This is a genomic window from Curtobacterium sp. NPDC086286 (assembly GCF_044746255.1).
GTDB lineage: Bacteria > Actinomycetota > Actinomycetes > Actinomycetales > Microbacteriaceae > Curtobacterium.
In genome coordinates this window covers 74,604-87,494 of sequence record NZ_JBIVBW010000010.1, presented here as the reverse complement: position 1 = coordinate 87,494, position 12,891 = coordinate 74,604, and the positions used below count along the sequence as shown (strand labels likewise).

The following is a 12,891-nucleotide window of genomic DNA, read 5'->3' as shown; positions in this document are numbered from 1 at the left end:
GCGGCGAACGCCCGATGGCCGTCGGGGCCGCTCGGATACGCTGTGCTCGTGGACATCAAGATCGGCATCACCAACAGCCCGCGCGAGATCGCGTTCGAGACCGCCCAGACCGCCGACGAGATCGAGAAGGCCGTCGCGGCCGCGCTCGACGACAAGGCGACGCACCTCTCGCTGCAGGACGACAAGGGCCGTCGGTTCATCGTCCCCGTCGCGTCCCTCGCCTACGTCGAGGTCGGCGCGGAAGAGTCCCGTCGCATCGGTTTCGTCGCCTGACGTGGAGCTGCTCTTCGCGGTCCTCGGCGGGCTGATCCTCGGGGCCGTCGCGCACGTGGTCCTGCCGTGGCGCTCGAGCCGTGGCTCCCTGCTCGGCCCCGCGGTCGGCGGCATCGTCGCCGCGGTGCTGTGGGAGGCCCTGACCTGGGCCGGCTGGCAGTACGACGCGACCTGGATCTGGGTCGTCGCCCTGGTCGGTGCCGGTGTGGTCGCCCTCGTCGCGGAGTGGGTCCTCGGCAAGCGCCGTACGGCTGCCGACGCGGCGTACTACGAGCGCGTCAAGGCCTCCGGCGCCTGACCCGGGGGCCGTCAGGCCGTCAGGCCGAGCGCGTCCATGCGCCGCGTGTGCGCAGCGATGAGCTCGGTCCAGACCGGCTCGAGCCGTTCCTGGTCCTCACGCGCGTGCGATGCGAGCGCCGACCGGGCCACGAGCAACGTGTCCCCGACGAGCCGACGCCCCCACATCGCCAGTCGCGACCCGACCTGCGGGTCCTCGGCGATGCGTTCGGTGAGTTCCTCGACGACGGCGGCTTCCTCACGCGCGTCGAACACGGTCTTCAGGCGCTGCCGGACCTCGGCCGGGAGCGACCGGAGCAGCGAGCCGAACAGGTCGTTGAGGATCCCCGCGGTGACGTAGCCCGTGAGCATCGACTCGTACCAGTCCGCGCCGCTCGTGCGCTCGAGGAACAGGTCGATCGCCTCGCGGTGGGGGGCCATCAGCGCAGCCGGGTCACCGCCGGTCCGTTCGATCTCGGCGACGATGGCGCGGTGCCGCTCGAGCGCCGTCGTCGCGAGCACGCCCGTGACGAGCCGGCCGGACAGGGTCGGCGCACCGGCCCCGGCGCGGCCCATCGTCTCGTAGAGCGAGAGTTCGAGGTACGCCGCCTGGCCCAGGTAGACGTCCAGCTCGGGGCTGACGTCGTCGAGCTGCAGACGTTCCACGGGCGAGGCGTTCCGCGGGTTCCGCGACGCGAGCCACGCGGACGCGAGCTCCGCCGCGCGCTTCCGGTTCCACCACGACACCACGGCTCCAGCATAGGGGCCTGGAGAACCGAGCCCGACCCGCCGGTAGACTGGTCGGGACTTCCACCAGAACTAAGGTGATTCTTTGACTTTCGCAGACCTCTCCATCGAGCAGGACATCGTCGACGCGCTCGCGACGAAGGGCATCCTCGAGCCCTTCCCGATCCAGCAGCAGACGATCCCGCTCGCCCTCACCGGCCAGGACATCATCGGCCAGGCCAAGACGGGTACGGGCAAGACCTTCGGCTTCGGCCTCCCCCTCATCCAGCGACTCGGAGCCGACCCGGCGCCCGGCGTCAAGGCCCTCGTCGTCGTGCCGACCCGCGAACTCGCGGTCCAGGTGACCGAGGACCTCGAGCTCGCCACCTCGAACCGCCCGACGACCATCGCGGCGATCTACGGCGGCAAGGCGTACGAGGGGCAGATCGAGCAGCTCAAGGCCGGCGCCCAGATCGTCGTCGGCACCCCCGGGCGCCTGATCGACCTGCAGCGCCAGCGCCTGCTCGACCTGTCGCACGTGCAGGAGGTCGTCCTCGACGAGGCCGACCGCATGCTCGACCTCGGCTTCCTGTCGGACATCGAGCGCATCTTCCAGGCCATCCCCGAGGTGCGGCACACGATGCTGTTCTCGGCGACGATGCCCGCGCCGATCGTGGCGCTCGCCCGCCGCTTCATGAGCCGCCCGGTGCACATCCGCGCGACCGACCCCGACGAGGGTCTGATGCAGGCGAACATCAAGCACCTCATCTACCGCGCGCACTCGCTCGACAAGGACGAGGTCATCGCCCGCATCCTGCAGGCCGAGGGGCGCGGCAAGACCGTGATCTTCACCCGCACGAAGCGCGCCGCCGCGAAGCTCGTCGAGGAGCTCAAGGACCGCGGATTCAACGCCGCAGCGGTGCACGGCGACCTCAACCAGGAGCAGCGCGAGCGTGCCATGGCCGCCTTCAAGGCCGGCAAGCGCGACGTGCTGATCGCCACCGACGTCGCGGCCCGCGGCATCGACGTGGACGACGTCACGCACGTGATCAACCACACCATCCCGGACGACCCGGACACCTACCTGCACCGTGCCGGGCGCACCGGCCGTGCGGGCAAGACCGGCATCGCGGTCACGTTCGTCGACTGGGACGACCTGCACAAGTGGACGCTGATCGACAAGGCGCTCGAGTTCGGCATCCCCGAGCCCGTCGAGACCTACTCGTCGTCGCCGCACCTGTTCGAGGAACTCGACATCCCGGCCGGCACCAAGGGCCGTCTGCCCGGCGCTTCGGCGCACGCGGCATCGGCCGGTGGCCCCGCCGAGAAACAGTCGGGCGACCGTCCGCGCAGCGGCTCGCGTCCGCCCCGCACCCGGACGCGGTCCGGCTCGGGTTCGGCATCCGGTTCCGGCAACGGCTCGGGAGGCGCGGCACGGTCCGCCTCGCAGCCTGCGGACGCCGAGTCCCCGGCCCAGTCCGGTGGTGCCGAGGGCGCACCGGCCGACGGTTCGACCGACGGCGCCGCGAAGCGTCGTCGTCGGCGTCGCCGCCGCGGGAGCGGCAGCGGCTCGTCCGAGGCGACCGCCTCGGCGCCGCAGGGGTCGTCGAACGGCGAGTAGCGCCTCCAGGCCGTCACCGAAGGGTCCGTCGCCGACGCGACGGGCCCTTCGTCGTGTGCGGGCCGCGCCGGGCGGGGGCCGCGCCGGGCCGGAGTCGCCTGCCGCACAAGCGACAGACTCCCGCGAACGTTCCGCGGCATCCCGTCGCTTTGACGGCCAGGTCGGAGCAACCAGCGCGAAGACTGTCGCTTTGACGTCGTTGACTTGACGTCGTTGACGCCCGGGCGGCCGCTCTCAGGCCAGGCGGGAGCCGGCGCCGACGACGGGCGCGCTGCCGGTCGCCTCGGAGCGGATGGCGTCGAACGCCGCCAACGCCGTGCGGTGCTCGCCCAGCCGGTTCGGCTTGCCCGTGCCGTGGTAGTCGCTCGACCCGGTCACGAACAGGCCGTACCGCGTCGCCCAGTCGAGCAGGGTGCGCTTGCCGTGCGCGAGGTTCTCGCGGTGGTCGACCTCGAGCCCACCGAGCCCGGCCTCGACCAGTTCGCGGAGCATCGGCTCGTCGATCACGATCCCCCGCGACGACGCGGCGGGGTGGGCGATGACGGGCACGCCGCCGGCCTGTCGGATGAGCTCGACGCCCCGGAGCGGGGACGGCGCCTCGTGCGGCTCGTAGTACCCGGAGGCCGGGTGCAGGATCCCCCGGAACGCCGCGCTGCGGTCGGCCTCGAGCCCGCGGGCGACGAGGGCGTCGGCGATGTGCGGGCGGCCGATCGTGGCTCCGTCGCGGGACTGCGCGAGCACGTCGTCCCAGGTGATCGGGTGGTCGCGGCCGATGCGGTCGACCATCCGGCGGGCCCGGGCGAGGCGTCCGTCGCGGATCCGTTCGGTCTCGGCGACGAGCGCCGGGTCGGCGGGGTCGACCAGGTAGCCGAGCACGTGCACGCTGCGGTAGCCGACGCGGGTGCTCAGTTCGAGACCCGGGAGGAGCGTGACCGGCAGGTCGCGGACGGTCGCCGTGGCCTCGTCCCACCCCGCGGTCGTGTCGTGGTCCGTCAGCGCGACGGCGTCCAGTCCGGCGGCTGCTGCCGCCCGGACGAGGTCCGCGGGTCGCTCGGTGCCGTCGGAGACGCTCGAGTGCGCGTGCAGGTCGATGAACGGATCGGGCACGTCGACAATGCTATCCACAGGTGAGCGGGCGCACAGGCCGCGGGACGACGGGCGGTGCGATGATGGGTGCATGTCCGACACCACGCCCCGCGCGACGAGCAACCGTTCCACCACCCCCGGATCCTCGACGTTCAAGGACTACATCGGCTCGCAGTGGGCCGATCGTGACCGTCCGCTGCCCGACCCCCGCGAGCAGGCCGCCTTCGCTGCCGAGCGCCGCGCGAAGCTCTCCGAGCTGCACCCGGGCCGGACGATCGTCGTACCGGCCGGCCAGGCCAAGGTGCGATCGAACGACTGCGACTACCCGTTCCGCCCGCACTCCGCGTTCGCGCACCTGACCGGCTGGGGCACCGACACCGTCGTCGGCTCCGTGCTCGTCATGACGCCGAACGGCTCCGGGCACGACGCCACGCTGTACTTCCGCGCGACCGCCGGGCGCGACTCCGAGGAGTTCTACGCCAACCCCGAGATCGGGGAGTTCTGGGTCGGCCCGCGCCCCTCGCTGGACGAGGTCGCGGCGGACCTCGGTCTCGCGACCGCCGACCTCGGCGCGTTCGACGCCGTGCGCGCCGGGCTCGACGCCTCGGCCCTCGTCGTGCGCGACGCCGACACCGACCTCACCCGCGGACTCGACGACCGGATCGGCAGCGCCGTCGGTGGCGCGCCCGAGGCCGACGGCGTGCCCGCGACGGACGACGCCCTCGCCCGCGACCTCTCCGAGCTGCGCCTCGTGAAGGACGCGTACGAGGTCAACGAGCTCCGCAAGGCCGTGAACGCGACCAAGGCCGGCTTCGACGACGTCATCGCCGACTTCGACGCGGTCCTGGCGCACCCCCGCGGCGAGCGCATCGTCGAGGGGACGTTCAACCGCCGTGCCCGTGCCGACGGCAACACCGTGGGCTACGACACGATCGCCGCCTCCGGCCACCACGCCTGCATCCTGCACTGGACCCGCAACGACGGCGCCGTCGAGCCGGGCGACCTGATCCTCATCGACGCCGGGGTCGAGGTCGACTCGTTCTACACGGCCGACATCACCCGCACGCTCCCGGTCAGCGGCACCTTCACCGACGTGCAGCGCCTCGTGTACGAAGCCGTGCTCGAAGCGGCGGACGCGGCCTTTGCCATCGTGAAGCCCGGCATCACCTTCCGTCAGGTGCACGCCACCGCGATGGAGGTCATCGCCCGCAAGACCGCCGAGTGGGGCTTCCTGCCCGGCAGCGCCGAGGAATCGCTCCAGCAGGACAACCAGTTCCACCGTCGCTACATGGTGCACGGCACGAGCCACCACCTCGGCCTCGACGTGCACGACTGCGCGAAGGCCCGGCGTGAGATGTACATCGACGGCACCGTGCAGGCCGGCATGGTCTTCACGATCGAGCCCGGCCTGTACTTCCAGCAGGACGACCTCACCGTGCCCGAGGAGTTCCGCGGCATCGGCGTCCGCATCGAGGACGACATCCTCGTGACCGAGGACGGCGCCGAGAACCTGTCCGTCGGCATCCCCCGGACCCCCTCGGAAGTGGAGGGGTGGATCGCCCGCTCCGGCCGCTAGCCTGAGCGGGTGACGACACCGGAGGTCTCCCCCAGCCCCAGCGAGAGCGCGTTCTCGATCGACGTCGAGCACTTCGACTCCCCCGACGCCCAGCGGCTCCGCGCCGCCCAGCGCCTGGAGATCGACCGTGCGTACGGCGGCGACACCGAACCCGGCGACAAGCCGACGGCGGACTCCATCGCGGTGTTCTTCCTCGCGCGGGACGACGACGGTACGCCGCTCGGCTGCGGCGGGCTGCGGGTCGTGCAGGACGGCATCACCGAGATCAAGCGGATGTACGTCCGGCCGGAGTCCCGGGGTGCCGGTGTCGCGGCGGCGCTGCTGCGTCGGTTGGAGGACGCTGCGCTCGACCTCGGTTCGCCGGCGCTCGTGCTGGAGACCGGGAACGAGCAGAAGCGTGCGATCGGGTTCTACGAGCGCGAGGGGTTCACGCGCATCGCGAACTTCGGGCCGTACGTCGGGGTGCCGACCTCGATCTGCTACTCGAAGGTCCTCTAGCCCGGGCCCCGAGCGGGCGAAGTACGTCCCGCTCGCAGCACCTCGGCGGCCGTTCCCGCCCGCTCGACGACGTGCGCGCGGCGTGTCCCGCCCGCTCGACGACCCGCGCGCGGCGTGTCCCGCCCGCTCGACGATCCGCGCGCGGGACGGCCGCCGCCGAGGTCGCGGAAACGGCCGCTCCCCGCGACGGGGAACGGCCGTTCGTGCGACCTCGGCGGACGTGAGCGGCGCGTCGTGCGACCTCGGCACCGGCCTCGCCCCGATCTCGGCCCCGAGCCCCGCCCCGACCCCGAGCTCGGCGGCCGCCAGCGACTCAACGCGACTCGTCGTCCTTCGGGGGCGCCGACTCCGCGGACTCGGCGGAGCTCGGCGCCGGCGGCGTCGCCCCGGTCACCCGCTCCCCGTAGCGCGGCGGCTCCTCCGCACGCGGCTGCTGTGCGGACGCGGGCGCTGCCGGCGCGGGAGCGGTCGCCGGGGTCTCCCCGTAGCGCGGCCCCTCGTTCGTGCCGTAGCGCGGCGTCGCCGTCTGCGCGCCGGAGGGCGGCGTGCCGGGCTGCTGCGCGCCTCCTGGCTGGTGGTGCGGCGTGGCGTGCCCACCGTACGGCGATCCCTGCTGACCGGCACCCCACCCGCCACCGGACCCGGCCGACTGCCCGCCGGAGCCGGGAGCACCGGAGCCGGAACCGGGACCCGGACGCCACGGCTGCTGCGGCGGCGGCCCCTGGAACCCGGCCCCCGGCCCGCTCTGCGGTCCCGGTGCACCCGGCGTACCGGGGTTCCAGTGCGTGGTGGGGGCGAGCCCGGCCTCACCGAGGATGCGACGTGCCTGGCCCACGAGCTGCGGCTCGACGACGATCTGGTAGTTCGTCGCGAGGACCTGGTGCACGCTCGTGAAGTCCCGCTGCCGCTTCGTGATCGCGAACGAGACGATGCCGTAGAGCATGCCGAACGCCGCACCGATGATGGCGGCGGCGAGGATGAGGCCACCGGCACTCGGCGAGAAGAGCGTCAGCACGATGCCGAAGAAGATGCCGAGCCAGAGGCCGGACAGCGCGCCGGCGATCGCCGCACGGCCGTACGTCATCTTGCCGGTGACGCGCTCGACGGTCTTGAGGTCGTTGCCGACGATCGAGAGCTGGTTGACCGGGAAGTCGGCCTCGGCGAGCTTCGCCACCACGCGCTGGGCGTCGGGGTAGCTGTCGTAGGTGCCGAGGACGTCGCCCTTGGGCAGCGTCGGGAAGGCCTGGGCGGTCCGGCCGCCGAACGGGCTCTGATTGCTCACACAGCCATCATTCACCGCACACCTTGCAATCGCACGTGCACTCTCAGGGAAGCCGCCGACCGCCACGGCGGATCCGGCCAGACGCACCGACTACGCTGGGTCGGGTGAGCGCCACGAAGGTCTTCGTCGCCCGCCTCGCCGGGTGCTCCGTCTTCGACCCCGCGGGAGACCGCGTCGGCCGCGTCCGAGACGTCCTGGTGGTGTACCGCCGGGCCGATCCGCCGCACGTCGTCGGTCTGATCGTCGAGGTCCCGGGCAAGCGCCGGATCTTCGTGAGCATCGGCCGCATCACCTCGATCGGTGCCGGGCAGGTCATCACGACCGGCCTCGTGAACATGCGCCGCTTCGAGCAGCGCGGTGGCGAGGTCCGGGTGATCGCGGAGATGCTCGGTCGCAAGGTCCTCATCAAGAAGGAGCGCATCCGCGCCACCATCGAGGACGTCGCGATCGAGGACCGCGGGCAGGGCGACTGGGAGGTGTCGCAGCTCTTCCTCCGCAAGCCGAAGACCACGCCGTCCCCGTTCGGCAAGGGCCCGACGACGTTCGCGACCTGGAACGAGGTCACCGAGGACGAGCTCCCCGGCGAGGCCCAGTCAGCCGAACACGTGATCGCCGCCTACTCCGACCTGCTGCCGGCCGACCTGGCGTCGACGCTGCTCGACCTGCCCGAGGAGCGGCGGTTCGAGGTCGCCGAGGAGCTCCCCGACGACCGGCTCGCCGACGTGCTCGAGGAGATGCCCGACCAGCAGCGGATCGAGATCCTCACCCGGCTGGTCGACTCACGTGCGGCCGACGTGCTCGACCACATGCAGCCGGACGACGCGGCCGACGTCCTCGCGCAGTTCTCCGACGAGCGCAGCGAGGCCCTCCTCCAGCTCATGGAGCCGGAAGAGGCGCAGGACGTCCGCATGCTCCTCGAGTACGAACCAGACACCGCCGGTGGTCTCATGACGACCGAACCGGTGATCGTCTCCGCCGACGCCACCGTCGCCGAGGGGCTCGCACTCGTCCGCCGCCACGAACTCGCGCCGGTGCTCGGCGCCGCCGTCTGCGTGACGCTGCCGCCGTACGAGCCACCGACCGGCCGGTTCCTCGGCCTCGTGCACTTCCAGCGGATGCTCCGCTACCCGCCGAACGAACGACTCGGCACGCTCATCGACCAGCAGACCGACCCGGTCCGCGTCGACGCGAGCGCGGCCGAGGTCACGCGCATCATGGCGACCTACAACCTGCTGTCCGTCCCCGTGGTCGACGATGCCCACCGTCTCGTCGGGGTGGTGACGATCGACGATGTCCTCGACCACGTCCTGCCGGACGACTGGCGAAGTCAGGGCGAGGGGGAACCCTCACCGCTTCCGCGCCAACGCCCACGCAGGACGCCCGTGACGACGGGAAGGAGGACCACCCGTGGCCCGAACGGATGACAACCGCCGCGATCGCGAGCGGACCGATGCTCGACTCGACTCCCCCAAGGGCATGCGCACCCGCGTCCTGCCGACCCGGCGCCGAGGTCGCGGTGACGCCTTCGGTCGCGCGACCGAGGGCATCGCGCGTGCGATGGGAACGCCCTGGTTCCTCGTCGGCCTGACCCTGTTCTGCGTCGTCTGGATGGGCTACAACACGCTCGCCCCGAAGCCCTGGCAGTTCGACTCCGCGGCGATCGGCTTCACGGCCCTGACGCTCGTGCTGTCCCTGCAGGCGTCGTACGCGGCGCCGCTCATCCTGCTCGCCCAGAACCGGCAGGACGACCGCGACCGCGTGCAGTTCGAGCAAGACCGGCAGCGCGCCGAGCGGAACCTCGCCGACACCGAGTACCTCGCCCGCGAGGTCGTGGCGCTCCGCCTGGCGATGCGGGACATGGCGTCGAAGGACTTCATCCGCGCCGAGATCCGCTCGCTGCTCGAGGAACTCGACCGGCGCGACGCCGAGGACGCCGGCTTCGCCGACGAGTCCGGCACGACGGCCCGTGGCTGACGGCGGCCGGTCGGACGAGCAGCTGGGCAGCGCGGTCCTCGCCGCGCTCGGCCGCGTGATCGACCCCGAGATCCGCCGGCCCGTCACGGAGCTCGACATGATCCGTGGTGTCGACGTGCAGCCAGGAGGCGCGGTGCGCGTCGACCTGCAGCTCACGATCGTTGGATGCCCGGCCGCCGACACCATCGAGCGCGACGTGCGTGCGGCCGCCGGTTCCGTGGACGGCGTCTCGAGCGTGGCGGTCGACGTGTCCGTGATGGCCCCGGCGACGCGTGCCGCGCTCACCGAACGACTCCGCGCGGGGAGACCCCGGGGCGTGCAGTTCACCCCGGACTCGCTCACCCGGGTGATCGCGGTGACGAGCGGCAAGGGCGGCGTCGGCAAGTCGACGGTCACCGTGAACCTCGCCGCCGCCCTCGCGGCCCGCGGGCAGCGCGTGGGCATCGTGGACGTCGACGTGCACGGCTTCAGCGTCCCCGGGCTGATGGGGCTCACCGACGCCGCGGGCGTGGCCCCTCGCCCGACCCGGGTCGACAGCATGATCCTGCCGCCGGTCGCGCACGACGTGAAGGTCGTCTCGATCGGCATGTTCGTGGACGACGTCTCGACCGCGGTGTCCTGGCGCGGTCCGATGCTGCACCGCACCGTCTCGCAGTTCCTCACCGACGTGTACTTCGGCGACCTCGACGTGCTCCTGCTCGACCTGCCGCCCGGCACCGGTGACGTGGCGATCTCGGTCGGCCAGCTGCTCCCCCACGCCGAGGTCCTGGTCGTCACCACGCCCCAGGCGGCCGCTGCCGACGTGGCCGAACGGAGCGGGACCGTCGCCCGGCAGACCGGGCAGCGGGTGATCGGCGTCGTCGAGAACATGGCGGGCCTCGTGCAGCCCGACGGGTCGGTGCTGCACCTCTTCGGCGAGGGCGGTGGCGCCGAGACCGCCCGCCGGCTCTCCCGCGACCAGGACACCGCCGTCCCGGTGCTCGGCAGCGTGCCGTTGTCCGTGCCGCTCCGCGAGGGCGGCGACGCCGGCGTCCCGGTGGTGCTCGGCGATCCCGAGGACCCGGCGGCGGTGGCGCTGGCGGCGATCGCAGACCGCGTCGGCACGATGGGACGGGGGCTGTCCGGCCGGAAGCTCGGGCTGTCGCTGTCGTAGGGTCGGGTGCATGAGCACTGATCACGTCAGCGTCGACTGGGAGCAGGCCCGCGACACCAACCGCGCGAACTGGGACGACCGGGTGCCCATCCACGAGGGCGCCTACGAGATCGACGCCCTGACCGACCCGGACCACCGCTCGACCGTCGTCCGCGACGACCTACCCGCACTGCGACCGTGGCTGCCGGACGGCTCCCTCGCCGGCCTCGACCTCTGCCACCTGCAGTGCCACATCGGCACGGACACGGTCTCGCTCGCGCGGGAGGGCGCCCGCGTCACCGGCGTGGACTTCTCCCCCGCGGCGCTCGCCTCGGCCGCCGGGCTGTCGGCACGCCTCGGCCTCGACGTGACCTGGGTCGAGACGGACGTCCTCGACGCCCGGGCCGCGGTGGTGGGCGACTTCGACGTCGTCTACACGAGCATCGGGACGATCTGCTGGCTCGACGACCTCGACCGGTGGGCCGCCCAGGTCGCAGCGCTCCTGCGACCGGGCGGTGTGTTCTTCATCCGCGACGGCCACCCCGCGCTGTACGCGCTCGACGAGGACGCCGACGGGCTCGTCACCCGCTACCGGTACTTCGCGGACGGCTCCGCCCAGCAGTGGGACGACGCCGGCACCTACGCGGGCGACGGCACGGTGTCGAACACCCGCACGTACGAGTGGCCGCATCCACTGTCGGAGATCGTGAACGCCCTGCTCGGCGTCGGGCTCCGGCTGCGCCGACTCGACGAGGGTCGGACGCTGCCGTGGCGGTTCAGCCCGCGCATGGTCGACACCGGGGACGGCTCGTGGGAGTGGCCCGGCGAGGACCGCGACCGCCTCCCCACGACCTTCACGATCGTCGCGTCGAAGGACTGATCCGCCAGCCGATCGACGCTGCCTGTACGTCCTTTCATGGACAGGTCGTTCCACCGCGGAGCAATATGCAGGGGTATTCCACAATGCTCCTGCGGAATCGGGTCCGCAGGGGCTCCACCCGTGTCCGGCAACGCCGCCGGACCGAGGACAGGAGAACCGTGTGAACAGCAGGACCAGACTCAGGATCGGACTCGTCGCGGCCCTCGCGGCTGCACTGGCGGGCGGGTCCGTCGCAGCAGCACCGGCCATGGCGGCCACACCGGCGTGCGCCACCGCGTGGAGCGCGGGCACCGCGTACAACGGCGGCGCGACGGTGAGCGAGAGCGGCACGAACTACACCGCGAACTGGTGGACGCAGGGCGACGACCCCGCGACCCACTCCGGCGCGACTGGCAGCGGCCAGCCCTGGACGTCCACGGGAGCCTGCGCCGGCACCGGCGGCGGCGGTACGACCAACCCCGGCGGCGGCACCACCACCCCGGGCACCGGCGGCAGCGGCGGGACGGCGAAGGGCCTGGTCTTCAGCCCCTACAAGGACGTCACCGTGAACCTCGACTGGAACACGAACGTGATGAACACGGCCGTCACCGGCACGCGCATCCCGGTCGTCGGGTCGAGCAACAGCCTGGTGTCCACCCGGGAGCCGGGCCTCAAGGCGATCACCCTCGCCTTCGCCACCGGTACCTGTGGCAGCGAGAACTGGGGTGGTGTCGCCGCGGACGCCTTCGCGAGCGCCAACATCCCGAAGCTCGACGCCGCGGGCGTGAACTACATCGTGAGCACCGGCGGTGCAGCGGGCTCGTTCAAGTGTTCGGGCACCGCGCTGCAGAGCTTCATCGCCCGGTACGCCACCCCGCACATGATCGGCGTCGACTTCGACATCGAGAGCGGGCAGTCCGCCGCCGACGTGCAGAACCTCGTCAACGCCGCAGCGCTCGCGCAGTCGAAGTACCCGGGGATGCGGTTCTCGTTCACGCTCGCGACCCTGGCCGCCAGCGACGGGAGCTTCGGCGGCCTGAACGGCACCGGTGACGCCACGGTCAAGGCCATCAAGGCGTCGAGCCTGACGAACTACACCGTCAACCTCATGACGATGGACTTCGGCCGCGCGACGACCGCGAACTGCGTCCTGTCCGGATCGACCTGCGAGATGGGCAAGTCCTCGATCCAGGCCGTCACGAACCTCGAGCACACGTACGGCATCGCACCGTCGAAGATCGAGGTCACCCCGATGATCGGCGTGAACGACGCCTCCGACGAGGTCTTCACCCTCGCCGACGTGGACACGCTGTCCGCCTACGCGAAGGCGAACGGGCTCGCCGGGGTCCACTACTGGTCGCTCGACCGCGACACCCCGTGCTCCTCGACGACGGCGATGTCCACCTGCAGCTCGGTCCCGAGCGCTCCGGCCCTCGCGTGGACGGACCGCTTCCTGGCCGACCTGCAGTAGTCGCCACCACCAAGGGACTGGAGGCGGGGGGGCCCCGGGGCCCCCCCCCCCCCGCCCGCCCCCCCCCCCCGGGGGGGGGGGGGGGGCGCGTCGGCGGCGCACCGTGCGGCCCCCCCC

At 72.3% G+C, this 12,891-nt stretch carries 13 protein-coding genes; 10 read left to right on the top strand and 3 right to left on the bottom strand.

Annotation, left to right across the window (positions count from 1 at the left end; translation table 11 throughout):
* The first annotated feature begins 48 nt into the window (after positions 1-48).
* Together ACIPKM_RS17400 and ACIPKM_RS17395 are read left to right on the top strand one after the other, a co-directional pair.
* On the top strand, positions 49-273 hold the full coding sequence (locus tag ACIPKM_RS17400) for a DUF3107 domain-containing protein (protein WP_070419176.1): 225 nt from the start codon (positions 49-51) through the stop codon (positions 271-273).
* Position 274: 1 nt separating this feature from the next.
* A complete protein-coding gene (locus ACIPKM_RS17395) occupies positions 275-571 on the top strand; it encodes a hypothetical protein (RefSeq protein WP_070416685.1) in 297 nt (98 codons plus the stop codon).
* Between the two features lie 11 nt (positions 572-582).
* Here ACIPKM_RS17395 and ACIPKM_RS17390 read toward each other — a convergent pair whose 3' ends face one another.
* On the bottom strand, positions 583-1,299 hold the full coding sequence (locus ACIPKM_RS17390) for a ferritin-like fold-containing protein (protein WP_070416686.1): 717 nt from the start codon (positions 1,297-1,299) through the stop codon (positions 583-585).
* Between the two features lie 82 nt (positions 1,300-1,381).
* On the opposite strand from ACIPKM_RS17390, the gene ACIPKM_RS17385 reads away from it, so the two are divergent.
* Positions 1,382-2,896: a DEAD/DEAH box helicase gene (locus tag ACIPKM_RS17385; protein ID WP_402737197.1), complete on the top strand. Its 1,515-nt coding sequence runs from the start codon at positions 1,382-1,384 to the stop codon at positions 2,894-2,896.
* A gap of 234 nt (positions 2,897-3,130) precedes the next feature.
* On the opposite strand, the gene ACIPKM_RS17380 is transcribed toward ACIPKM_RS17385, so the two are convergent.
* Positions 3,131-4,003, bottom strand: a complete 873-nt coding sequence (locus ACIPKM_RS17380) for a PHP domain-containing protein (RefSeq protein ID WP_083403228.1) — start codon at positions 4,001-4,003, stop codon at positions 3,131-3,133.
* 70 nt (positions 4,004-4,073) lie between these two features.
* On the opposite strand from ACIPKM_RS17380, the gene ACIPKM_RS17375 reads away from it, so the two are divergent.
* Together ACIPKM_RS17375 and ACIPKM_RS17370 are read left to right on the top strand one after the other, a co-directional pair.
* Positions 4,074-5,558, top strand: coding sequence for an aminopeptidase P family protein (locus tag ACIPKM_RS17375; protein WP_402737196.1), 1,485 nt, complete (start codon positions 4,074-4,076; stop codon positions 5,556-5,558).
* A 9-nt stretch (positions 5,559-5,567) separates the two neighbouring features.
* A complete protein-coding gene (locus ACIPKM_RS17370) occupies positions 5,568-6,056 on the top strand; it encodes a GNAT family N-acetyltransferase (protein WP_092384196.1) in 489 nt (162 codons plus the stop codon).
* Between the two features lie 313 nt (positions 6,057-6,369).
* Here ACIPKM_RS17370 and ACIPKM_RS17365 read toward each other — a convergent pair whose 3' ends face one another.
* Positions 6,370-7,338 carry a general stress protein gene (locus ACIPKM_RS17365; RefSeq protein ID WP_402737195.1) on the bottom strand — a complete coding sequence of 323 codons (969 nt, stop codon included), beginning with the start codon at positions 7,336-7,338 and terminating at the stop codon, positions 6,370-6,372.
* A 104-nt stretch (positions 7,339-7,442) separates the two neighbouring features.
* Here ACIPKM_RS17365 and ACIPKM_RS17360 point away from each other — a divergent pair, with 104 nt between their 5' ends.
* From ACIPKM_RS17360 to ACIPKM_RS17340, 5 genes are all read left to right on the top strand, one after another.
* Positions 7,443-8,762 carry a magnesium transporter MgtE N-terminal domain-containing protein gene (locus ACIPKM_RS17360; RefSeq protein ID WP_070416690.1) on the top strand — a complete coding sequence of 440 codons (1,320 nt, stop codon included), beginning with the start codon at positions 7,443-7,445 and terminating at the stop codon, positions 8,760-8,762.
* On the top strand, positions 8,746-9,312 hold the full coding sequence (locus tag ACIPKM_RS17355; protein ID WP_374115141.1) for a DUF1003 domain-containing protein: 567 nt from the start codon (positions 8,746-8,748) through the stop codon (positions 9,310-9,312). The genes ACIPKM_RS17360 and ACIPKM_RS17355 overlap by 17 nt, the downstream gene beginning before the upstream one ends.
* Positions 9,305-10,465 carry an Mrp/NBP35 family ATP-binding protein gene (locus ACIPKM_RS17350; RefSeq protein ID WP_402737194.1) on the top strand — a complete coding sequence of 387 codons (1,161 nt, stop codon included), beginning with the start codon at positions 9,305-9,307 and terminating at the stop codon, positions 10,463-10,465. Before ACIPKM_RS17355 ends, ACIPKM_RS17350 begins: the two co-directional genes overlap by 8 nt.
* 10 nt (positions 10,466-10,475) lie before the next feature.
* Positions 10,476-11,324, top strand: coding sequence for a class I SAM-dependent methyltransferase (locus ACIPKM_RS17345; RefSeq protein WP_402737193.1), 849 nt, complete (start codon positions 10,476-10,478; stop codon positions 11,322-11,324).
* Positions 11,325-11,484: 160 nt separating this feature from the next.
* Positions 11,485-12,774 (top strand): carbohydrate-binding protein, encoded by a 1,290-nt coding sequence (locus tag ACIPKM_RS17340; RefSeq protein WP_402737192.1) that lies wholly within the window; start codon positions 11,485-11,487, stop codon positions 12,772-12,774.
* The last annotated feature ends 117 nt before the right edge of the window (positions 12,775-12,891 follow it).